The sequence below is a fragment of the Pseudomonas sp. QS1027 genome, from assembly GCF_002814235.1.
Lineage (GTDB): Bacteria > Pseudomonadota > Gammaproteobacteria > Pseudomonadales > Pseudomonadaceae > Aquipseudomonas.
Map to the genome: position 1 here is coordinate 1 of NZ_PHSU01000029.1, position 20271 is coordinate 20271.

Annotated in this window: 21 protein-coding genes and 1 pseudogene; 19 read left to right on the top strand and 3 right to left on the bottom strand. The window is 61.3% G+C overall.

Annotated features, from left to right (window positions below; translation table 11 throughout):
* Positions 1-208 precede the first annotated feature (208 nt).
* From iscR to bamB, 16 genes are all read left to right on the top strand, one after another.
* On the top strand, positions 209-700 hold the full coding sequence (gene iscR, locus CWE01_RS24300) for a Fe-S cluster assembly transcriptional regulator IscR (RefSeq protein WP_100943093.1): 492 nt from the start codon (positions 209-211) through the stop codon (positions 698-700).
* A gap of 50 nt (positions 701-750) precedes the next feature.
* Positions 751-1965 (top strand): IscS subfamily cysteine desulfurase, encoded by a 1215-nt coding sequence (locus CWE01_RS24305; RefSeq protein WP_100943094.1) that lies wholly within the window; start codon positions 751-753, stop codon positions 1963-1965.
* 101 nt (positions 1966-2066) lie between these two features.
* Complete coding sequence (iscU, locus tag CWE01_RS24310) at positions 2067-2453, top strand: Fe-S cluster assembly scaffold IscU (RefSeq protein ID WP_007929523.1); 387 nt, start codon at positions 2067-2069, stop codon at positions 2451-2453.
* Positions 2454-2490: 37 nt separating this feature from the next.
* Positions 2491-2814 carry an iron-sulfur cluster assembly protein IscA gene (iscA, locus tag CWE01_RS24315; protein WP_010565230.1) on the top strand — a complete coding sequence of 108 codons (324 nt, stop codon included), beginning with the start codon at positions 2491-2493 and terminating at the stop codon, positions 2812-2814.
* An 8-nt stretch (positions 2815-2822) separates the two neighbouring features.
* The gene (gene hscB / locus CWE01_RS24320) at positions 2823-3344 is read left to right on the top strand and encodes a co-chaperone HscB (protein WP_100943095.1); all 522 of its coding nucleotides are present in this window, start codon (positions 2823-2825) and stop codon (positions 3342-3344) included.
* A gap of 51 nt (positions 3345-3395) precedes the next feature.
* Positions 3396-5258: a Fe-S protein assembly chaperone HscA gene (gene hscA, locus CWE01_RS24325; RefSeq protein ID WP_100943096.1), complete on the top strand. Its 1863-nt coding sequence runs from the start codon at positions 3396-3398 to the stop codon at positions 5256-5258.
* Positions 5259-5260: 2 nt separating this feature from the next.
* A complete protein-coding gene (fdx, locus tag CWE01_RS24330) occupies positions 5261-5602 on the top strand; it encodes an ISC system 2Fe-2S type ferredoxin (protein ID WP_100943097.1) in 342 nt (113 codons plus the stop codon).
* Between the two features lie 14 nt (positions 5603-5616).
* A complete protein-coding gene (iscX, locus tag CWE01_RS24335; RefSeq protein WP_100943098.1) occupies positions 5617-5817 on the top strand; it encodes a Fe-S cluster assembly protein IscX in 201 nt (66 codons plus the stop codon).
* A gap of 88 nt (positions 5818-5905) precedes the next feature.
* Positions 5906-6331 (top strand): nucleoside-diphosphate kinase, encoded by a 426-nt coding sequence (gene ndk, locus CWE01_RS24340; protein ID WP_007916882.1) that lies wholly within the window; start codon positions 5906-5908, stop codon positions 6329-6331.
* 28 nt (positions 6332-6359) lie between these two features.
* Positions 6360-7508 carry a 23S rRNA (adenine(2503)-C(2))-methyltransferase RlmN gene (gene rlmN / locus CWE01_RS24345; protein WP_100943099.1) on the top strand — a complete coding sequence of 383 codons (1149 nt, stop codon included), beginning with the start codon at positions 6360-6362 and terminating at the stop codon, positions 7506-7508.
* A 12-nt stretch (positions 7509-7520) separates the two neighbouring features.
* Positions 7521-8282, top strand: coding sequence for a type IV pilus biogenesis/stability protein PilW (gene pilW, locus CWE01_RS24350; RefSeq protein ID WP_100943100.1), 762 nt, complete (start codon positions 7521-7523; stop codon positions 8280-8282).
* Positions 8279-9277: a RodZ family helix-turn-helix domain-containing protein gene (locus CWE01_RS24355; RefSeq protein WP_100943101.1), complete on the top strand. Its 999-nt coding sequence runs from the start codon at positions 8279-8281 to the stop codon at positions 9275-9277. The genes pilW and CWE01_RS24355 overlap by 4 nt, the downstream gene beginning before the upstream one ends.
* Before the next feature lie 3 nt (positions 9278-9280).
* A complete protein-coding gene (ispG, locus tag CWE01_RS24360; RefSeq protein WP_100943102.1) occupies positions 9281-10390 on the top strand; it encodes a flavodoxin-dependent (E)-4-hydroxy-3-methylbut-2-enyl-diphosphate synthase in 1110 nt (369 codons plus the stop codon).
* A 22-nt stretch (positions 10391-10412) separates the two neighbouring features.
* Positions 10413-11702, top strand: coding sequence for a histidine--tRNA ligase (hisS, locus tag CWE01_RS24365; RefSeq protein ID WP_100943103.1), 1290 nt, complete (start codon positions 10413-10415; stop codon positions 11700-11702).
* A gap of 40 nt (positions 11703-11742) precedes the next feature.
* Entirely contained in the window at positions 11743-12384 is a 642-nt protein-coding gene (locus tag CWE01_RS24370) for a tetratricopeptide repeat protein (protein WP_100943104.1), read from the top strand.
* On the top strand, positions 12377-13528 hold the full coding sequence (gene bamB / locus CWE01_RS24375; protein ID WP_100943105.1) for an outer membrane protein assembly factor BamB: 1152 nt from the start codon (positions 12377-12379) through the stop codon (positions 13526-13528). The genes CWE01_RS24370 and bamB overlap by 8 nt, the downstream gene beginning before the upstream one ends.
* A gap of 38 nt (positions 13529-13566) precedes the next feature.
* Here the strand turns inward: bamB and CWE01_RS33955 are convergent.
* Positions 13567-13644, bottom strand: a pseudogene (locus CWE01_RS33955) (outer membrane lipoprotein carrier protein LolA); the annotation flags it as partial.
* A 151-nt stretch (positions 13645-13795) separates the two neighbouring features.
* On the opposite strand from CWE01_RS33955, the gene der reads away from it, so the two are divergent.
* The 3 genes from der (at position 13796) to CWE01_RS24390 (ending at position 17315) form a co-directional block, all read left to right on the top strand.
* Positions 13796-15271: a ribosome biogenesis GTPase Der gene (der, locus tag CWE01_RS24380; protein ID WP_100943106.1), complete on the top strand. Its 1476-nt coding sequence runs from the start codon at positions 13796-13798 to the stop codon at positions 15269-15271.
* A gap of 113 nt (positions 15272-15384) precedes the next feature.
* Positions 15385-16533, top strand: coding sequence for a pyridoxal phosphate-dependent aminotransferase (locus tag CWE01_RS24385; protein ID WP_100943107.1), 1149 nt, complete (start codon positions 15385-15387; stop codon positions 16531-16533).
* On the top strand, positions 16521-17315 hold the full coding sequence (locus tag CWE01_RS24390) for an amidohydrolase (protein WP_100943122.1): 795 nt from the start codon (positions 16521-16523) through the stop codon (positions 17313-17315). The genes CWE01_RS24385 and CWE01_RS24390 overlap by 13 nt, the downstream gene beginning before the upstream one ends.
* A 64-nt stretch (positions 17316-17379) precedes the next feature.
* Here CWE01_RS24390 and leuA read toward each other — a convergent pair whose 3' ends face one another.
* Both leuA and CWE01_RS24405 read right to left on the bottom strand, forming a co-directional pair.
* Positions 17380-19062, bottom strand: coding sequence for a 2-isopropylmalate synthase (leuA, locus tag CWE01_RS24395; protein WP_100943108.1), 1683 nt, complete (start codon positions 19060-19062; stop codon positions 17380-17382).
* Between the two features lie 373 nt (positions 19063-19435).
* Complete coding sequence (locus tag CWE01_RS24405) at positions 19436-20257, bottom strand: peptidoglycan DD-metalloendopeptidase family protein (protein WP_100943110.1); 822 nt, start codon at positions 20255-20257, stop codon at positions 19436-19438.
* Between the last annotated feature and the right edge of the window lie 14 nt (positions 20258-20271).

The window sequence follows — 20271 nt, forward strand, 5'->3', positions numbered from 1 at the left end:
CTTGCCCGCGAAGACGTCCTGAAGGGCGCCAAGGAACCACTAGTCAGTCACGACGGCGGTGATGCCATTACGCCCCAGACTTTGCTACAATTCGCGCGCTCTTTTCGTGGTAAACCCGACTAAAGCACTAGGTCTTATAGTTGACTTAAATACTCGGGAATAGCATACTCTTCCCCATCCCGATCCCGTAACTCCGTGGTACCTGTCCATGCGACTGACTACAAAAGGCCGATACGCCGTGACCGCCATGCTCGACCTGGCGTTGCACGCGCAACGCGGGCCGGTGTCTCTGGCCGATATCTCCGAGCGCCAAGGCATCTCCCTGTCCTACCTCGAACAGCTTTTCGCCAAGTTGCGCCGCAGCAACCTGGTGTCCAGCGTGCGCGGTCCCGGCGGCGGCTACCAGCTGTCGCGCGACATGCAGGGGATCCAGGTTGCCCAGGTGATCGATGCCGTGAACGAATCGGTCGATGCCACCAAATGCCAGGGTCTGGGCGATTGCCATGCCGGCGATACCTGCCTGACCCACCATCTGTGGTGCGACCTCAGCCTGCAGATCCACGAATTTCTCAGCGGTATCAGCTTGGCGGACCTTGTCACTCGCCGTGAAGTGCAAGAGGTCGCCCAGCGTCAGGATCAGCGCCGCTGTAATGGCAAGGCGCCGCGCCTGGATAAGATCGAAGCGTCCGCCGTCGAATGACAGCCAAAGAGCCCGCGGTGCGCCAGCCAGCCTGATTTAGGAGAGTGTCCATGAAATTGCCGATTTACCTTGATTACTCAGCGACGACCCCGGTTGATCCGCGTGTCGCCCAGAAGATGAGTGAATGCCTGCTGGTCGACGGAAACTTCGGTAACCCGGCGTCCCGTTCCCACGTGTTCGGCTGGAAAGCCGAAGAGTCCGTGGAAAACGCTCGTCGCCAGGTGGCCGACCTGGTCAATGCCGACCCGCGTGAAATCGTCTGGACCTCCGGTGCCACCGAGTCCGACAACCTGGCGATCAAGGGTGTCGCGCATTTCTACGGCACCAAGGGCAAGCACCTGATCACCAGCAAGATCGAACACAAGGCGGTCCTCGACACCATGCGCCAACTGGAGCGCGAAGGTTTCGAAGTCACCTACATCGAGCCCGGTGAAGATGGCCTGATCACCCCGGCCATGGTTGAAGCCGCCCTGCGCGACGACACCATCCTGGTTTCGATCATGCACGTGAACAACGAGATCGGCACCGTTAACGACATCGCTGCCATCGGCGAGCTGACCCGCTCGCGCGGCGTGCTGTTCCATGTCGACGGCGCCCAGTCCACCGGCAAGGTCGACATCGACCTGCAGAAGCTGAAAGTCGACCTGATGTCCTTCTCGGCCCACAAGACCTACGGTCCTAAAGGCATCGGCGCGCTGTACGTCAGCCGCAAGCCGCGTGTTCGCCTTGAAGCGACCATGCACGGCGGCGGTCACGAGCGCGGCATGCGTTCCGGCACCCTGGCGACCCACCAGATCGTCGGCATGGGCGAAGCGTTCCGTGTGGCCAAGGAAGACATGGCTGCCGAGAACCTGCGTATCAAGGCCTTGAGCGACCGTTTCTACAAGCAGGTCGAACACCTGGAAGAGCTGTACATCAACGGCAGCATGACCGCCCGCGTACCGCACAACCTGAACCTGAGCTTCAACTACGTCGAAGGCGAGTCGCTGATCATGGCGCTCAAGGACCTCGCGGTTTCCTCCGGTTCCGCTTGCACCTCGGCTTCGCTGGAGCCTTCGTACGTACTGCGCGCCCTGGGCCGCAACGACGAATTGGCACACAGTTCGATCCGCTTCACCTTCGGCCGCTTCACCACCGAAGAAGAAATCGATTATGCCGCGCAGAAAGTCTGCGAGGCCGTCACCAAGCTGCGCGCTCTGTCGCCGCTGTGGGACATGTTCAAAGACGGCGTCGATATCTCGAAGATCGAGTGGGCGGCACACTAAATAAAGAAGCCGCCACATACAGGTCCTGTAGCGACGCGGCAATCAACGGCTGACGTAACGACAGGACCGAGAGCGGCCCTGATGAGTGAGGATCAAGTACCATGGCTTACAGCGAAAAGGTCATCGACCACTACGAAAACCCGCGCAACGTCGGCAAGATGAACGCGGAAGACCCTGATGTCGGCACCGGCATGGTCGGCGCTCCGGCGTGCGGCGACGTGATGCGCCTGCAGATCAAGGTCAACGAGCAAGGCATCATCGAAGATGCCAAGTTCAAGACCTATGGTTGCGGTTCGGCTATCGCCTCCAGCTCCCTGGCTACCGAGTGGATGAAAGGCAAGACTCTGGATGAAGCAGAGACCATCAAGAACACTCAGCTGGCTGAAGAACTGGCCCTGCCGCCAGTGAAGATCCACTGCTCGGTTCTCGCCGAAGACGCCATCAAGGCCGCCGTTCGCGATTACAAGCAGAAGAAAGGCCTGATCTAAACGATCTGGCGTTCAAGCGATTAGTAAGGAGTCACCGATGGCTATCAGCATGACAGAAGCGGCTGCTCGACACGTGCGACGCTCCCTTGACGGGCGCGGCAAAGGTGAAGGGATTCGTCTGGGTGTTCGCACCACAGGCTGTTCCGGCCTTGCCTATGTGCTGGAGTTCGTCGACGAAGTGGTGGCGGAAGATCAGGTGTTCGAGAGTCACGGCGAAAAAGTGATCATCGACCCGAAAAGCCTCACCTACCTGGACGGCACCGAGCTGGATTTCGTCAAGGAAGGGTTGAACGAAGGCTTCAAGTTCAACAACCCCAACGTGCGCGGTGAGTGTGGCTGCGGCGAAAGCTTCAACATCTGAGGCTTCTTGTGGGTACTCCTTGTCATTTTGCTTTATTCGAGTTGCAGCCGAGCTTTGCGCTGGATCTCGAACAGTTGGCCGCGCGCTATCGAGAACTGGCGCGCGGTGTGCACCCGGACCGCTTTGCCGACGCTTCCGAGCGTGAGCAACGCCTGGCCCTGGAGCAGTCCGCCAGCCTCAACGAGGCCTACCAGACCCTCAAGAGTCCTCCCAAGCGTGCGCGCTACCTGCTCGCCATGGGCGGTCGCGAGTTGCCGCTGGAGGTCACGGTGCACGACCCCGATTTCCTCATGCAGCAGATGCAATGGCGCGAGGAGCTCGAGGAGTTGCAGGACGAAGCGGACCTGCCCGGTATCGCCACGTTCAAGCGCCGCTTGAAAGTCGCCCAGGATCAATTGAACGACAGCTTCGCAGCTTGTTGGAACGATGCCGCGCAACGCGAACAGGCCGAACGCCTGATGCGGCGCATGCAGTTTCTCGACAAGCTCACCTACGAAGTGCGCCAGCTAGAAGAGCGCCTCGACGATTAACCCAGTGCCGCCTCGGTCGCACGCCTGATATTCAGATAAGTCCAGATAACGATGGCCCTACTGCAGATCGCCGAACCCGGCCAGAGTCCTCAACCGCACCAGCGTCGCCTGGCTGTGGGGATCGACTTGGGCACTACCAATTCGCTGGTCGCTGCATTGCGCAGTGGTCTTTCCGAGCCGTTGCCCGATGCCGATGGGCAGGTGATCCTGCCGTCCGCGGTGCGCTATCACGCTGACCGCGTTGAAGTCGGTCAGTCGGCCAAGCTGGCCGCCGCCGGTGACCCGTTCAATACCGTGTTGTCGGTGAAGCGCCTGATGGGCCGTGGCCTGGCGGACGTCAAGCAACTGGGCGAACAGCTGCCTTACCGCTTTGTCGGTGGCGAGTCGCACATGCCGTTCATCGACACCGTGCAGGGCCCGAAAAGTCCGGTGGAAGTGTCCGCCGAGATCCTCAAGGTGCTGCGTCTGCGCGCCGAGGCGAGCCTGGGTGGCGAACTGGTGGGCGCGGTGATCACCGTGCCGGCTTATTTCGACGAGCCCCAGCGCCAGGCGACCAAGGACGCGGCCCGACTGGCCGGACTCAACGTGCTGCGCCTGCTCAATGAGCCGACTGCGGCTGCGGTGGCCTATGGTCTGGATCAGAACGCCGAAGGCGTGGTTGCCATCTATGACCTGGGCGGCGGTACTTTCGATATTTCCATCCTGCGTCTGACCCGTGGCGTCTTCGAAGTGCTGGCCACCGGTGGCGACAGCGCCCTGGGTGGCGATGACTTCGACCATGCGATCGCTGGCTGGATCATCGAGCAGGCGGGTTTGTCCGCCGATCTCGATCCGGGCGTGCAGCGTCATCTGCTGCAAACCGCCTGCGCGGCCAAGGAAGCCCTGACCGATGCGACTTCGGTCGAGGTGGTCTATGGCGGCTGGCGTGCCGCGTTGACCCGTGAAGCCTTCGATGCGCTGATCGAACCCATGGTTGCGCGCAGCCTCAAGGCTTGCCGGCGCGCCGTGCGCGATTCGAACGTGGAGCTCGACGAGGTCCAGGCCGTGGTCATGGTCGGCGGTTCGACCCGTGTGCCGCGTGTTCGCGAAGCGGTCGCCGAGATGTTCGGTCGTCAGCCGTTGACCGAGATCGACCCGGATCAGGTGGTGGCCATTGGTGCCGCGATCCAGGCCGATACCCTGGCTGGCAACAAGCGCGATGGCGGCGAATTGCTGCTGCTGGACGTGATTCCGTTGTCCCTGGGCCTGGAAACCATGGGCGGCCTGATGGAGAAGGTGATTCCGCGCAACACCACCATCCCGGTCGCCCGCGCCCAGGACTTCACCACTTATAAAGACGGCCAGTCGGCCATGATGATTCACGTGCTGCAAGGCGAGCGTGAACTGATCAGTGACTGCCGTTCCCTGGCGCGCTTCGAACTGCGGGGCATTCCGGCCATGGTCGCGGGTGCGGCGAAGATCCGCGTGACCTTCCAGGTCGACGCCGACGGTCTGCTCGATGTCTCGGCCCGCGAACTGGGCTCGGGCGTCGAGGCGAGCATTCAGGTCAAGCCGTCCTACGGCCTGACCGACGGCGAAATCGCCAAGATGCTCAAGGATTCGTTCCAGTACGCCGGTGACGACAAGGTCGCCCGCGTGCTGCGTGAGCAGCAGGTCGATGCCCAGCGCCTGGTCGAAGCCGTGCAAGCGGCTTTGGAGGCTGATGGCGAGCGTTTGCTGGATGCCGATGAGCGGATGGTCATCGACCTGCAGGTGCAGGAGCTGATCGAACTGATGAAAGGTACCGATGGTTACGCCATCGAGCAGCAGACCAAGCGTCTGTCGCAAGTGACCGATGCTTTTGCTGCCCGCCGCCTGGATTCGACGGTCAAGGCCGCCCTGGCGGGGCGCAACCTGAATGAGATTGGGGAATAACGATGCCGCAGGTAATTTTTCTGCCACACGAGAAGTTTTGCCCGGACGGCCTGGTCGTGGAGGCTGAGACGGGGATCTCGATCCTCGAACTGGCCCATGAGCACCATATCGAAATGGAAAGTGCCTGTGGCGGCGTCTGCGCCTGCACCACCTGCCACTGCCTGATTCGCGAAGGTTTCGACTCGCTGGAAGAGGCCGATGATCTGGAAGAAGACTATCTTGACCGGGCTTGGGGGCTGGAAGCCCAGTCGCGCCTGGGCTGTCAGGCCAAGGTCGGGACCGAGGACCTGACCGTCGAGATTCCGAAATACTCGCTCAACCACGCCGCTGAAGCGCCGCATTGATTCAAGGAATTACCATGAGCCTGAAATGGGTTGATGTACTGGAAATCGCGATCCAACTGGCTGAAAGCAAGCCGGAAGTCGATCCAATGTCGGTCAACTTCGTCGATCTACGCAAGTGGGTGATGGAATTGCCCGAGTTCGACGACAAGCCTGAGCACTGCGGCGAGAAGGTTCTGGAGGCCATTCAGGCCCACTGGATCGAAGAACGCGACTGAGCAGCGCAGCAGGTTAGGCAATACTTGGGAACCCGCGTATAATTCGCGGGTTTAATTTTTGGCAAATCACTGTTTCTGGAGTTACACCATGGCTGTTCAACGTACTTTCTCCATCATCAAGCCTGACGCCGTTGCAAAAAACGTGATCGGCGAGATCACCACCCGTTTCGAAAAAGCCGGCCTGCGCGTTGTGGCTTCGAAACTCAAGCAACTGTCCAAAGCCGAAGCCGAAGGCTTCTACGCTGAGCACAGCGCTCGTGGTTTCTTTGGCGACCTGGTTGCCTTCATGATCTCCGGCCCTGTTGTTGTCCAGGTTCTGGAAGGCGAAAACGCTATCGCTCTGAACCGTGAGCTGATGGGCGCTACCAACCCTAAAGAAGCTGCTGCCGGCACCATCCGTGCTGACTTCGCTGACTCCATCGACGCCAACGCTGTACACGGTTCGGACTCCGAAGCCGCTGCTGCTCGCGAAATCTCGTACTTCTTCGCCGCTACCGAAGTAACCACTCGCTAAGCAAAGGCTTGGGAGTGAGGGTGAATCCATGACTGTATCAATCGGCAAAATAAACCTGTTGGGTCTGACTCAACCGGAAATGGAAAAATTCTTCGACTCAATCGGGGAGAAGCGTTTCCGTGCCGGTCAGGTCATGAAGTGGATTCACCACTTTGGCGTCGATGATTTCGACGCCATGACGAACGTCAGCAAGGCCCTGCGTGAAAAACTCAAGGCGGTTGCCGAGGTTCGCGGTCCTGAAGTCGTCAGCGAGGACATTTCCACCGACGGCACCCGTAAATGGGTGGTGCGCGTGGCGTCCGGCAGCTGCGTCGAGACCGTCTACATTCCCCAGGGCAAGCGCGGCACCTTGTGCGTTTCGTCCCAGGCGGGCTGTGCCCTGGACTGCAGTTTCTGCTCCACCGGCAAGCAAGGCTTCAATAGCAACCTCACCGCCGCCGAAGTCATCGGCCAGGTGTGGATTGCCAACAAATCCTTTGGCAGCGTCCCGGCGACCGTCGACCGTGCCATCACCAACGTGGTGATGATGGGCATGGGTGAGCCGCTGCTGAACTTCGACAACGTCATCGCGGCCATGCACCTGATGATGGACGACCTGGGCTACGGCATCTCCAAGCGCCGCGTGACCCTGTCGACCTCCGGCGTGGTACCGATGATCGACGTGCTCGCCGAGCACATCGACGTCTCCCTGGCGCTGTCGCTGCACGCACCGAATGACGCATTGCGTAACCAATTGGTGCCGATCAACAAGAAGTATCCGCTTAAGATGCTGCTCGAGTCGTGCCGTCGCTACATGGCGACCCTCGGCGAGAAGCGCGTCCTGACCATCGAGTACACCCTGCTCAAGGATGTCAACGACCAGGTCGAGCATGCTGTCGAGATGATCGAGCTGCTCAAGGACACGCCATGCAAGATCAACCTGATTCCGTTCAACCCGTTCCCGCATTCGGGCTACGAGCGCCCGAGCAACAATGCGATCCGGCGTTTCCAGGACTTGTTGCATCAGGCCGGCTATAACGTCACGGTACGCACCACCCGCGGTGAAGACATCGACGCGGCTTGTGGTCAACTGGTGGGGCAGGTGCTGGATCGCACCCGTCGCAGCGAACGCTACATCGCCGTACGTGAGCTGAGCGCCGATGCCGAAAGTGGGCAAAGCGCCGCGAACCGAAACTGAGAGAGGACCTCCATGATCCTGCGCGCTGCGCTCCTTGTAGTATTCGTCGGCCTGCTGGCCGGCTGCGTTTCAACGGGTAATGTCGACCCGTTGAGCACCAGCAAGGGGCGCGATGAAGCGCGCATGGCCTATGTACAGCTGGGCATCGGTTATCTGCAGCAAGGCCAGACCGAGCAGGCCAAGGTCCCGCTCAAGAAAGCCCTGGAGATGGACAGCTCCGACCCGGATGCCAATGGCGCCCTGGCGCTGGTGTTCCAGGCCGAAGGCGAAACGCAGCTGGCCGAGGAGCATTTCCACAAGGCCCTGTCGTCGCGTCCGAACGATGCGCGCACGCTCAACAATTACGGCAGCTTTCTGTTTGAGCTCAAGCGTTACAAGGACGCCTACGAGCGCTTTGAACAGGCCGCCAACGACAGCCTCTATACCGAACGCTCGCGGGTTTTCGAAAACCTCGGCCTGACCGCCCTGGCCCTTGGCCAGCGGGATCTGGCCCTGCAGCATTTCGACAAATCCCTGCGCCTGAACCGCCAACAGCCACGTGCCTTGCTGGAAATGGCTGAGTTGTCTTACGAAGACAGGCATTATGTGCCCGCACGCGATTATTACGCGCGCTTCAGCCTGCTGAGCGAGCAAAATGCACGTAGTCTATTGCTCGGTATCCGCCTGGCGAAAATCTACGAAGATCGTGACAAGGCCGCCAGTTACGGCTTGCAACTAAAACGACTCTATCCCGGTACGCCGGAATATCAGCAATACCTGTCGGAGCAAAGATGAAAGCGGCGCAACCCGAATTTGTAGCAGCGACTCGCGTCAACCCCGGTGAGACCCTGCGTCAGGCCCGCGAAAGCAATGGTTGGACGTTGGCCGAGGTGGCCGTGAAGCTCAACCTCACGGTGTCGTCCCTGAGCAACCTGGAAGCCGGTGCCTTCGACAAGCTGCCGGGGCATACCTTTGCCCGGGGTTATATCCGCGCCTACGCCAAGTTGCTCGGCATGGACCAGACGGTCCTGGTCCAGCAGTTCGACCAGAGCACCGGCACCGACTCCCAGGGCAGTAGCGTTCAGGCGCTGGGGCGTATCGAAGAGCCGGTGCGGTTTTCCCACACCCTCTTGCGCATTGTCAGCCTGCTGTTGCTGATCGCCGTGATCGGCGGCGGCTTCGTCTGGTGGCAGGACCAGGCCAGCCTGCGCTCCAAGGATCAGGCGGCGGTCAACATGGAGCACGTCGAAGTCGAAAGCGCCGACGGCACCACGCAGATTCACCCGATCGACGAGCCGGAAGACCAGGCCGTGACCGAGAACCAGGCAGCCTCCGAGGCGCCGGCACCTGAAGGCGCGGCCGAGGCCCAGCCTGCGGCCCCGGCCGCTGCGGCCAGTGCTCCGTCGACCCCGGCTGTCGTGCCTGTGCCACATTCGGCCCAGACCCTGGTGGTGGCCCCGACAGCCGCTCCGGCCCCGATGTCGACAGTCGCGCCAGGCGCCCCGGTCAACGGTGCACCTGCACCCGCTGCGGCCGAGCCCGTGGCCGGCGCCGGCCAGGTTCACCTGACCTTCGTCGCCGATTGCTGGACCCAGGTCACCGACGGCAACGGCAAGGTGCTGGTCAGCGGCCTCAAGCGCAAGGGCGAGAACCTTGAGCTCAGCGGCAAGCCACCCTTTGCCGTGCGCCTGGGTTATGCCCGCGGCGCCCAGATCACATACAACGGTCAGCCGGTCGATATCGCCCCGTTCACCAGTGGCGAGACCGCTCGCCTGAAGCTAGGTCAATAAGTCATGCACGGCCAATCTCCTATCAAGCGTCGCGAGTCCCGTAAAATCTGGGTCGGCTCGGTACCCGTAGGCGGTGATGCACCGATCGCGGTGCAGAGCATGACCAACAGCGACACCAATGACGTCGCGGCCACCGTGGCACAGATCAATCGCCTGGAAGCCGCGGGCGTCGATATCGTGCGCATTTCCGTGCCGGACATGGATGCCGCCGAGGCCTTCGGTCGGATCAAGCAGTTGGTCAAGGTGCCGCTGGTCGCCGATATCCACTTCGACTACAAGATCGCCCTGCGCGTGGCCGAACTGGGTGTCGACTGCCTGCGCATCAACCCGGGCAATATCGGTCGCGAAGACCGCGTGCGCGCGGTGGTCGATGCCGCCCGTGATCGCGGTATTCCGATCCGCATCGGCGTCAACGCCGGTTCCCTGGAAAAAGACCTGCAGAAAAAGTACGGCGAGCCTACGCCAGAGGCGCTGGTGGAGTCCGCGCTGCGCCATGTCGAGCACCTGGAACGCCTGAACTTCCAGGACTTCAAGGTCAGCGTAAAGGCTTCCGACGTGTTCATGGCAGTAGCCGCCTACCGCCTGCTGGCCAAGGAAATCGTCCAGCCGCTGCACCTGGGGATCACCGAAGCCGGTGGTTTGCGTTCAGGCACAGTGAAATCCGCCGTCGGCCTCGGTATGCTGCTGGCCGAAGGGATTGGCGATACTATTCGCATCTCGTTGGCGGCCGACCCGGTCGAGGAAGTGAAAGTCGGCTACGACATCCTCAAGTCCCTGCACCTGCGCTCCCGTGGCATCAACTTCATCGCCTGCCCGAGCTGCTCGCGGCAGAACTTCGATGTGGTCAAGACCATGAACGAGCTGGAAGGGCGCCTGGAAGATTTGCTGGTACCGCTGGATGTGGCAGTGATCGGGTGTGTGGTCAACGGACCGGGTGAGGCCAAAGAGGCCCATATCGGCCTGACCGGTGGCACGCCGAACCTGATCTACATCGACGGCAAGCCGGCGCAGAAACTGACGAATGACAATCTGGTGGATGAGCTCGAAAGGCTGATCCGGCAGAAGGCGGCCGAAAAGGTCGAAGCCGACGCGGCGCTGATCGCCCGCGGCTGATCGAAGAATTTAAGGATATTTTGTGAGCAAGTCTTTGCAAGCCATTCGTGGCATGAACGACATCCTGCCCGAGCAGACGCCCCTGTGGCGCTATTTCGAGGGCACGGTCGCGCGTTTGCTGGATAACTACGGTTACAAGCAGATCCGCATGCCGATCGTCGAGTTCACCGAGCTGTTCAAGCGTTCCATCGGTGAAGTGACCGACATCGTCGAAAAAGAGATGTACACCTTCGAGGACCGCAACGGCGATTCCCTGACCCTGCGTCCGGAAGGCACCGCGGCCTGTGTGCGCGCCGTGCTGGAGCACGGCATCACCGGTGGTGGCCAGCCGCAGAAGCTCTGGTACATCGGCCCGATGTTCCGCCACGAGCGTCCGCAGAAAGGCCGTTATCGCCAGTTCCACCAGATCGGCTGCGAAGTCTTCAATATCGATGGCCCGGACATCGACGCCGAGCTGATCGTGCTGACCTGGCGCCTGTGGGGCCTGCTGGGCATCCGCGGCGCGGTCAAGCTCGAACTCAACAGCCTGGGCACCAGCGAGTCCCGTGGGCGTTATCGCGAGGCCCTGGTGGAGTTCCTCAGCGCGCGTCTCGAGCTGTTGGACGAAGACAGCCAGCGCCGCCTGAAGACCAACCCGCTGCGGGTACTCGACACCAAGAACCCGGACACCCAGGCCGCGCTGGTGGATGCGCCGAAACTCGCCGACTACCTCGACGACGAATCGCGCCTGCACTTCGAAGGCCTCAAGGCCCGTCTCGATGCGGCCGGTATCCCGTACGTGATCAATCCCAAGCTGGTACGCGGGCTGGATTACTACAGCAAGACCGTTTTCGAATGGGTCACCGACCAGTTGGGCGCCCAGGGCACGGTCTGTGCCGGTGGTCGCTACGATGGCCTGGTGGAGCAGATGGGCGGCAAGCCGACCCCGGGCGTGGGTTTTGCCATGGGCATCGAGCGGCTGATCCTGCTGCTGGAAACCCTGGAGCAGGTCCCGGAAGAAATCGCCCGTCAGGTCGACGTCTACCTGTGTGCTTTCGGCGAGGCCGCCGAGCTCGCGGCCCTGGCTTTGAGCGAGAAAGTCCGCGACCAGCTGCCGAACCTGCGCTTGCAGGTCAACGCCGGTGCCGGCAGCTTCAAGAGCCAGTTCAAGAAAGCTGACAAGAGTGGTGCGCTGTACGCCTTGATTCTCGGAGACGACGAATTGGCTCAGCAAGTGGTAGGTTTCAAACCCCTGCGTGGCCAGGGCGAGCAACAAAGCATTGCCTGGGAGGCTCTTTCCGAGCACTTGGCCACCTGCGTCGTGCAGGGTTGAAGCTGTAAAACAGCCGATTTAGAGAATAAGGAGTATTGGGGTGTCGAGTACCGAAGATGATCAGTTGGCGGAGTTGAAGGACTGGTGGCAGCGTAACGGCAAACCCCTGGTCACTGGCGGCTTGCTGGCCCTGGTGGTGGTGTTCGGCTGGCAGGCCTGGCACAAATACCAGAGCAACCAGGCGCAAGGCGCCTCGGTGCTTTATCAGCAACTGCTGGAAACGACGCTGACGCCGGACGGCAAGCCCGACCCTGGACGCGTGGCGGACCTGGCCAACAAGCTCAACACCGACTTCGCCGGCAGCGCCTATGCGCAGTACGGCAGCCTGTTCGTAGCGAAAGTTGCGGTCGATACCGGTAAACTGGACGACGCCGCTCGTGAGCTGAAAGCCATTACCGACAAACCGGCCAACATCACCCTGGGCGAAGTCGCGCGTCAGCGCCTGGCCCAGGTGCTGGCGGCACAGAACAAGGTCGACGACGCACTGAAACTGCTCGACGGCGATGCTGACAAGGCGTTCCTGGCCAGTCGCGAAGAACTCAAGGGGGACCTGTTGGTTCAACTGGGTCGGACCGATGAAGCTCATGCCGCGTACCAAAAGGCCAAAGCGGCGCTGTCTGATGAAGCAGCGGTCGGTGGCTTACAAATCAAGCTGGACGACCTGGCCAAAGGGGATGCGTGACGTGATCCGTTGGAAACATGCAGCATTGCTGGCTCTGGCCATTCTGGCCGCGGGTTGCAGCAGCAACAGCAAGAAAGAACTGCCACCGGCCGAACTGACTTCCTTCAAGGAAGAAGTGGTTCTGCACAAAGAGTGGAGCCGTTCCATCGGTGACGGCCAGGGCAAGATCTACAACATGCTGGTGCCGGCGATTGACGGCGATACCATCTACGCGGCCGATGACACTGGTGTCGTGATCGCGATGGATCGCATGAACGGCGACGTGAAGTGGAAGAAAGATCTGGAGGTGCCGGTTTCCGGCGCCATCGGCGTCGGCTACGGCCTGGTGCTGATGGGCACCCTCAAGGGCGAAGTGATTGCCCTGGATGCCAGCAGCGGCGAGCAGAAATGGCGCGCCCAGGTGACCAGCGAAGTGCTGGCTCCGCCGGCCACCAACGGTGACGTGGTGGTTGTGCAGACCCAGGACGACCGTGTGATCGGTCTCGATGCCGACACTGGCAACCAGCGCTGGTTGTACGACAGCACTCCGGCGGTCCTGACCCTGCGTGGTACGGGTGCACCGTTGGTGACCAACCACCTGGCGGTGGCGGGTCTGTCCAGCGGTAAAGTGGTCGCCCTGGATACCCATAACGGCGTGCCGGCGTGGGAAACCCGCGTGGCCATCCCGCAAGGGCGTTCGGAACTGGAGCGCATCGTCGACATCGACGGCGGCCTGCTGTTGTCCGGCGGCAACCTGTATGTCGCCAGCTATCAGGGCCGCATGGCGGCACTGGACCTGGAAAGCGGTCGAGTCCTCTGGCAGCGTGATGCTTCCAGCTACTCGGGTGTTGCCCAGGGTTTCGGCAGTGTCTATGTCGCCTTGGCGTCCGGCACGGTTGAAGGCGTTGACGAACGTTCCACCACGGCGATCTGGAGCAATGACGCCCTGGCTCGTCGCCAGCTGTCGGCACCGGAAGTGTTCTCCAGCTACGTCGCAGTCGGCGACTTCGAAGGCTACCTGCACCTGCTGAGCCAGGTGGACGGTCGCTTCGTCGGTCGCGAGCGCATTGACAGCGACGGCCTGCGTGCACGTCCGCTGGTGATGGGTGACATGATTTACGTGTATGGCAACAGCGGCAAACTGGAAGCCCTGACCATCAAGTAAAGGTTTGACTATGCTTGGGGGTACCCCAACGCATCACTTGTAGGAGCGAGCTTGCTCGCGATGAACGTAAGGGCACCGCGAAAGAACCAGTGCCCCGCGTTGTCGTTAACGACCATCGCGAGCAAGCTCGCTCCTACAGGTTCGGCGTTGATCCCACAGGCGGCCTCGTTTCATGAGGTTTGCGGCACCTCCCGGTGCTGCCCCGAGCACCAGCCGCTGCCTTGCAGCGGCTTTTGTATTTTCTGAAATAACGAAGTGGAGAGCCGCATGGTTCCCGTAATCGCCCTGGTGGGCCGACCGAACGTCGGTAAATCCACCCTGTTCAACCGCCTGACCAGGACTCGCGACGCCATTGTCGGCGACTTGTCCGGTCTGACCCGTGATCGCCAATACGGTGAGGCTAAGTGGCAAGGGCGCACCTATATCCTGATCGACACCGGCGGTATTTCCGGCGACGAGCATGGCATGGACGAGAAGATGGCCGAGCAGTCGCTGCTGGCCATTGAAGAAGCCGATGTCGTGCTGTTCCTGGTGGATGCCAAAGCCGGCTTCACCGCCGCTGACCAGATGATCGGCGAGCACCTGCGCAAACGTAACAAGCGTTCCTACGTGGTCGCCAACAAGGTCGATAACATCGACCCGGACATGGCCCGCGCCGAATTCAGCCCGATGGGCCTGGGCGATGCGATCCCGATCGCCGGTGCCCACGGTCGCGGCATCACCCAGATGCTGGAAATCGCCCTGAGCGACTTCCCGAAAGACGACGAAGACGAGCCGGAAGACGGCGAGATCGAAGACGTTGCCGAAGGTGAAGAAGCCAAGCGCATTCCCGGCCCGAGCGAAAAAGATGGCATCAAGATCGCCATTATCGGTCGTCCGAACGTCGGCAAATCGACCCTGGTCAACCGCATGCTCGGTGAAGACCGGGTGATCGTCTATGACGAGCCTGGCACCACCCGTGACAGTATCTACATCCCGTTCGAGCGTAACGACGAGAAGTACACGCTGATCGACACCGCCGGTGTGCGTAAGCGCGGCAAGATCCACGAGGAAGTCGAAAAGTTCTCCGTGGTGAAAACCTTGCAGGCGATCAAGGACGCCAACGTCGTGATCTTCGTCATGGACGCTCGCGAAGGGGTGGTCGACCACGACCTCAACCTGCTCGGGTTTGCCCTGGAGTCCGGTCGTGCGCTGGTGATCGCCCTGAACAAATGGGACGGCATGACCTCGGGCGAACGTGATTTCGTCAAGATCGAGCTGGAGCGTCGGTTGTTCTTCGTCGACTTCGCCGACATCCACTTCATCTCGGCCTTGCACGGCACTGGCGTGGGTAACCTGTACCAGTCGGTACAGAACTCCTTCAAGTCGGCGGTGACCCGCTGGCCGACCAGCCGTCTGACCCAGATCCTCGAAGATGCGGTGACCGAGCACGCGCCACCGATGGTCAACAGCCGTCGGATCAAGCTGCGCTACGCGCACTTGGGCGGGGCCAACCCGCCGCTGATCGTGATCCACGGCAACCAGGTGGAGAAGGTGCCGAAGTCTTATGTTCGCTACCTGGAAAACACCTACCGCCGTGTACTGAAGTTGGTGGGGACGCCGATCCGCATCGAATTCAAGGGCGGCGAGAACCCGTACGAAGGCAAGAAGACCGCGCTGACCGACCGCCAGGTCAACAAGAAGCGCCGGATGATGTCGCACCACAAGCAAGCCGATAAAAAGCGTCGCGACAAGAAACGCTGATTCGGATCATGAAAACGGGCGCCTCGGCGCCCTTTTTCATGCCTGGTGTTTACGTTATCCTCGAACCCTCCCGTGCCCCGTAGAGCCGGATGTTCAGCAGGGAAAACGCCCCCATGATCACCAGTAAGTTGCCGAATGTCGGCACCACCATCTTTACCCGTATGTCTGCGCTCGCGGTGGAAACCGGCGCGCTCAACCTGTCCCAGGGCTTCCCGGATTTCGAGGGCCCGCAGGCCCTGCGTGATGCGGTTGGCCGGCATGTGAACAACGGCCACAACCAGTACGCCCCGATGACCGGGCTGCCGGCCCTGCGCCAGCAGGTGGCGACGAAAATCGCCCGCAGCTATGGCGTGCACGTGAACGCCGATGCGGAGATCACCATCACCCCCGGTGCGACCCAGGCGATCTTCTGCGCTATCCAGGCGGTGATCCACCCCGGCGACGAGGTGATCGTTTTCGATCCTTGCTACGACAGTTACGAACCTTCGGTGGAGTTGGCCGGCGGGCGCTGCGTGCATGTGCAGCTCGGGCTGGATGATTTCTCCATCGACTGGCAGAAGCTCACCGATGCGCTGAGCCCGCGCACGCGCATGATCATCCTCAATAGCCCGCACAATCCCAGTGGCGCGCTGATCAGCCATGCCGAGCTGGACCAGTTGGCAAAACTGATCGCCGACCGCGACATCTATCTGGTCAGCGACGAAGTCTATGAGCACCTGGTGTTCGACGGCGTGCCCCATGCCAGTGTCCTGGCCCATGAGGCGCTGTATCAGCGTGCGTTCGTGGTCAGTTCGTTCGGCAAGACCTACCACGTCACGGGCTGGAAAACCGGTTATGTGGTGGCGCCGCCGGCCCTCACCGCCGAACTGCGCAAGGTCCACCAGTACGTCAGCTTCTGCGGCGTGACGCCGTTGCAGTATGCGTTGTCTGACTTCATGGCGATGCGCCCGGAGCATGTCGAGGAACTGCCGGCGTTCTATCAGGAAAAACGCGACCTGTTCTGCGATTTGCTCGGCGAATCGCGGTTCAGCTTCAAGCGGGCGGCGGGGACTTACTTCCAGTTGGTCGACTACTCGCAGATCCGCCCGGATCTGAACGACGTCGACATGGCCGTGTGGATGACCCGCGAACATGGCGTGGCGAGCATTCCGGTGTCGGTGTTCTATCAGAACCCGCCGGAAGGACAGCGCCTGGTACGCCTGTGTTTTGCCAAGCGCGAGGAGACGCTGCGTGAAGCAGCGGCAAAACTATGCGTGATCTGAGTGCGTTGCCGGACCTGAAGGTCGCGTTGGTGCAGACCACCCTGGCCTGGCATGACCGTCAGGCCAACCTGGAGCATTTCGACGTACTGCTGGAGCAGGCCGCGGGGGCTGATCTGGTGATCCTGCCGGAGATGTTCACTACCGGTTTCTCCATGGAGTCGCAGACCCTGGCCGAAGCCGAAAACGGCCCGACCAGCGATTGGCTGCGTGAACAGGCGAAAAAGCTCGATGCAGTGATCACCGGCAGCGTGATCGTCCGCGCCGCCGATGGTAGTCATCGCAACCGCCTGTTGTGGGCGCGGCCGGATGGCGAGGTGCTGCACTACGACAAGCGCCACCTGTTCCGCATGGCCGGCGAGCACAACCACTACACCCCGGGCGAGCGCCAGATGCAGTTCGAGCTCAAGGGCTGGCGGGTGCGTCCGCTGATCTGCTACGACCTGCGTTTCCCGGTGTGGAGCCGCGATGCCCAGGACACCGACCTGCTGCTGTACACCGCCAACTGGCCGGGTGCGCGGCGCTTGCACTGGAACCGCTTGTTGCCGGCGCGGGCGATTGAAAACCTGTGTTATGTGGCGGCAGTGAATCGGGTCGGCATCGATGGCAAGGGCTTCGCCTATACCGGCGACAGCCAGGTCCTGGATTTCCAGGGCGAGTCGCTGCTGGGAGCGGGGGAGGCCGATGGCGTGTTCCAGGTCACCTTGAGTGCGGCGGAACTGGCGGCCTATCGGACGCGGTTTCCGGCCTATCTGGATGCGGACAGCTTCGAGTTGCATCAGTAACGTCGAAGCATAAAAAAGGCCCCGGGGGTTCACACCACCGGGGCCTCTTCATTTCAGTCGACGCTTACGCCGCCTTGCTGGTATCCAGCTGGCTCAACGAGCGGTTCAGTGCGCTGAACAGCGCCTTGAAGCTGGCGGTGGTGATGTTTTCATCGATCCCCACGCCGTGCACCGCACGTTCACCGTTCACCCGCAGCTCGATATAGGCCGCGGCCTTGGCGTTGGTCCCGGCACCGATGGCGTGCTCGTTGTAGTCCATGATTTCCACCGGTATTGGCAGACCGGCCACCAGCGCCTCCAGGGCACCGTTGCCTTTGCCGCGCCAGTGCAGGTTGGTCTCGCCCTGGCCCTTGCCGGACACTTCCACTTCCACGGCGCTGTTGCCGTTTTCTTCCTGCAGGCGATGGCTGACCAGCGCATACGGGGTGTTGGCTTGCAGGTACTCGCTGTGCAGCAGGGCATGGATCTGTTGCGCGGTCATTTCCAGGCCGAGGCGGTCGGTTTCTCGCTGCACCACCTGGCTGAACTCGATCTGCATGCGACGCGGCAGGCTGATGCCGTATTCCTGCTCCAGCAGGTAGGCGATACCGCCCTTGCCCGACTGGCTGTTGACGCGGATCACCGCCTCGTAGCTGCGACCGATATCAGCCGGGTCGATCGGCAGGTACGGCACTTCCCACAGGGCGTCGGCTTGCTGCTGGGCGAAGCCCTTGCGGATCGCGTCCTGGTGGGAGCCGGAGAAGGCGGTGTGGACCAGGTCGCCGACATAGGGGTGACGTGGGTGCACCGGAATCTGGTTGCACTCTTCGACCACCTTGCGCACGCCGTCGATATCGGAGAAGTCCAGCTGTGGGTCGAGACCCTGGGTGTACATGTTCAGGGCCACGGTGACCAGGTCGACGTTACCGGTACGCTCGCCGTTGCCGAACAGGCAGCCTTCGACGCGGTCGGCGCCGGCCATCAGGCCCAGCTCGGTGGCGGCCACGCCGGTGCCACGGTCGTTGTGGGTGTGCAGGCTGATGATCACGCTGTCACGACGGTTGATATGGCGACCGAACCACTCGATCTGGTCGGCATAGATGTTCGGGGTGGCGCACTCGACCGTGGCGGGCAGGTTGAGGATCACCTTGTGCTCGGGCGTCGGGTTCCAGACTTCGATCACGGCGTCGCAGACTTCCTTGGCGAACTCCAGCTCAGTGGCGCTGAAGGTTTCCGGGGAGTACTCGAACTGCCACTGGGTGTCCGGCTGCAGGGCGGCGTATTTGACGAACAGCTTGGCGGCGTTGACCGCGATGGCCTTGATCCCGTCCTTGTCCTGGTTGAAGACAATGCGGCGGAAGGACGGCGAGGTGGCGTTGTACAGGTGAACGATGGCTTTCTTCGCCCCGCGCAGGGATTCGAAGGTGCGCTCGATCAAGTCTTCACGGCCCTGGGTCAGCACCTGGATGGTGGTGTCCTCGGGGATGTGGTTGTCTTCGATCAGGGTCCGCACGAAGTCGAAGTCGGTTTGCGAAGCGGCCGGGAAGGAGGCTTCGATTTCTTTCACGCCGACGCTGACCAGGGTTTTCCAGAAGCGCAGTTTTTTGACCGCATCCATCGGCTCGATCAGCGACTGGTTGCCGTCGCGCAGGTCGGAGCTGCACCAGATCGGCGCGGCGGTGATGGTTTTCGACGGCCAGGTGCGGTCCGGGAGGTCGATGGTCGGAAACGCACGGTACTTCGAAGACGGGTCTTTGAGCATGCTCATGGAAAAATTCCTTGGGGTCAGGGCCGAAAAAAGGCGGCCAGCCGGTAATGCGTTATCAGGGAGAAAACCGGGGACGAGGTCGTTCGATTCAGCCTGGCAGTCGTGCGCTGACGAGGCAGAGGCTGCGATGTTGACGTCGCTGGATGAGGGTGTGAGAAGTTTTCATGCTTCAACCCTAACCACTGGGGTGAAAGATGGCAAGCCTGTGGGGAAAATTGAGAGGAATACTCGGAAAATTGTCTTTTCCGAGATTTTATTCTGCTGGAACGGCTGAAAGTCTAGAACAATTGCGCACTATTTTGGACCTGCGCAATCTTTGCTGGAGCTGGTTATGGCGCCTTGGCTCCTACAGGGGAGCGCGGTGTCTCGGGGATCAGGGCTGGAACGCGCCGATAAAGATTGCTGGATCGACCCGGGTTTCATTCAGGCTGATATTCCAGTGAAGGTGCGGTCCCGTCGCTCGCCCTGTCGAACCGACCAAGCCGACCACCGCGCCGCGTGTCAGGGATTGACCTGCTTTGACATCAATCCTGGAGAGGTGGCAGAACATGCTGATAAAGCCTTGGCCGTGATCGACGAAGACTGTGTTTCCGTTGTAGAAGTAATTTCCGGTCAGGATCACCTTGCCGTTCGCCGGTGCCTTGATCGGAGTGCCGGTGGGCACCGCGAAATCCAGGCCTGAATGTGGATTGCGCTCTTCGCCATTGAAGAAGCGCCGCACGCCGAACTTGCTCGACAGTGGACCGTTCACCGGCTTGTCCAGCAGCAGGTTGCTTGGGGTCACGGGGCTGAAGGTGCGATAGGCCGCCAGTTGAGCGACGAGTTCTGCATCAATGCGTTTGACGTCTTCGGGGTTCGGATTCACCAGGCGCTTGTTTTTCAGCGTGATGTGCTGCTCCGGGTATTTTTTGCCGCCGACATTGAAACTCAAGCTGCGACCGGCCGAACTGATCTGTTGGCTGCCGGGCTTCACCGTCAGGGGAATACCGACAATCGCCAGCCAACTGTTCTGTTCCTTGACCACCAGCACCGGCTTGCCCTGGTAGCTGGCCTTGGGCGCCTGGGCGTTCGGGCCGAGATCGACGACGGCCACGCCGCCGGGCACCGGCTTGTTCAGCAGGCGGGTGAGATAGCTGTCGGCGTGGGCGTTGAAGGCAAGGCCCAGCAACAGCAGGGCGCCAAGAAAACGGGGCATGCTCAGATCCCTTG

Coding starts and splice junctions, on each gene's coding strand:
- iscR (WP_100943093.1), top strand. CDS start 209: ATGCGACTGACTACAAAAGGCCGATACGCCGTGACCGCCATGCTCGAC.
- CWE01_RS24305 (WP_100943094.1), top strand. CDS start 751: ATGAAATTGCCGATTTACCTTGATTACTCAGCGACGACCCCGGTTGAT.
- iscU (WP_007929523.1), top strand. CDS start 2,067: ATGGCTTACAGCGAAAAGGTCATCGACCACTACGAAAACCCGCGCAAC.
- iscA (WP_010565230.1), top strand. CDS start 2,491: ATGGCTATCAGCATGACAGAAGCGGCTGCTCGACACGTGCGACGCTCC.
- hscA (WP_100943096.1), top strand. CDS start 3,396: ATGGCCCTACTGCAGATCGCCGAACCCGGCCAGAGTCCTCAACCGCAC.
- fdx (WP_100943097.1), top strand. CDS start 5,261: ATGCCGCAGGTAATTTTTCTGCCACACGAGAAGTTTTGCCCGGACGGC.
- iscX (WP_100943098.1), top strand. CDS start 5,617: ATGAGCCTGAAATGGGTTGATGTACTGGAAATCGCGATCCAACTGGCT.
- ndk (WP_007916882.1), top strand. CDS start 5,906: ATGGCTGTTCAACGTACTTTCTCCATCATCAAGCCTGACGCCGTTGCA.
- rlmN (WP_100943099.1), top strand. CDS start 6,360: ATGACTGTATCAATCGGCAAAATAAACCTGTTGGGTCTGACTCAACCG.
- pilW (WP_100943100.1), top strand. CDS start 7,521: ATGATCCTGCGCGCTGCGCTCCTTGTAGTATTCGTCGGCCTGCTGGCC.
- CWE01_RS24355 (WP_100943101.1), top strand. CDS start 8,279: ATGAAAGCGGCGCAACCCGAATTTGTAGCAGCGACTCGCGTCAACCCC.
- ispG (WP_100943102.1), top strand. CDS start 9,281: ATGCACGGCCAATCTCCTATCAAGCGTCGCGAGTCCCGTAAAATCTGG.
- bamB (WP_100943105.1), top strand. CDS start 12,377: ATGCGTGACGTGATCCGTTGGAAACATGCAGCATTGCTGGCTCTGGCC.
- der (WP_100943106.1), top strand. CDS start 13,796: ATGGTTCCCGTAATCGCCCTGGTGGGCCGACCGAACGTCGGTAAATCC.
- CWE01_RS24385 (WP_100943107.1), top strand. CDS start 15,385: ATGATCACCAGTAAGTTGCCGAATGTCGGCACCACCATCTTTACCCGT.
- CWE01_RS24390 (WP_100943122.1), top strand. CDS start 16,521: ATGCGTGATCTGAGTGCGTTGCCGGACCTGAAGGTCGCGTTGGTGCAG.
- leuA (WP_100943108.1), bottom strand. CDS start 19,062: ATGAGCATGCTCAAAGACCCGTCTTCGAAGTACCGTGCGTTTCCGACC.
- CWE01_RS24405 (WP_100943110.1), bottom strand. CDS start 20,257: ATGCCCCGTTTTCTTGGCGCCCTGCTGTTGCTGGGCCTTGCCTTCAAC.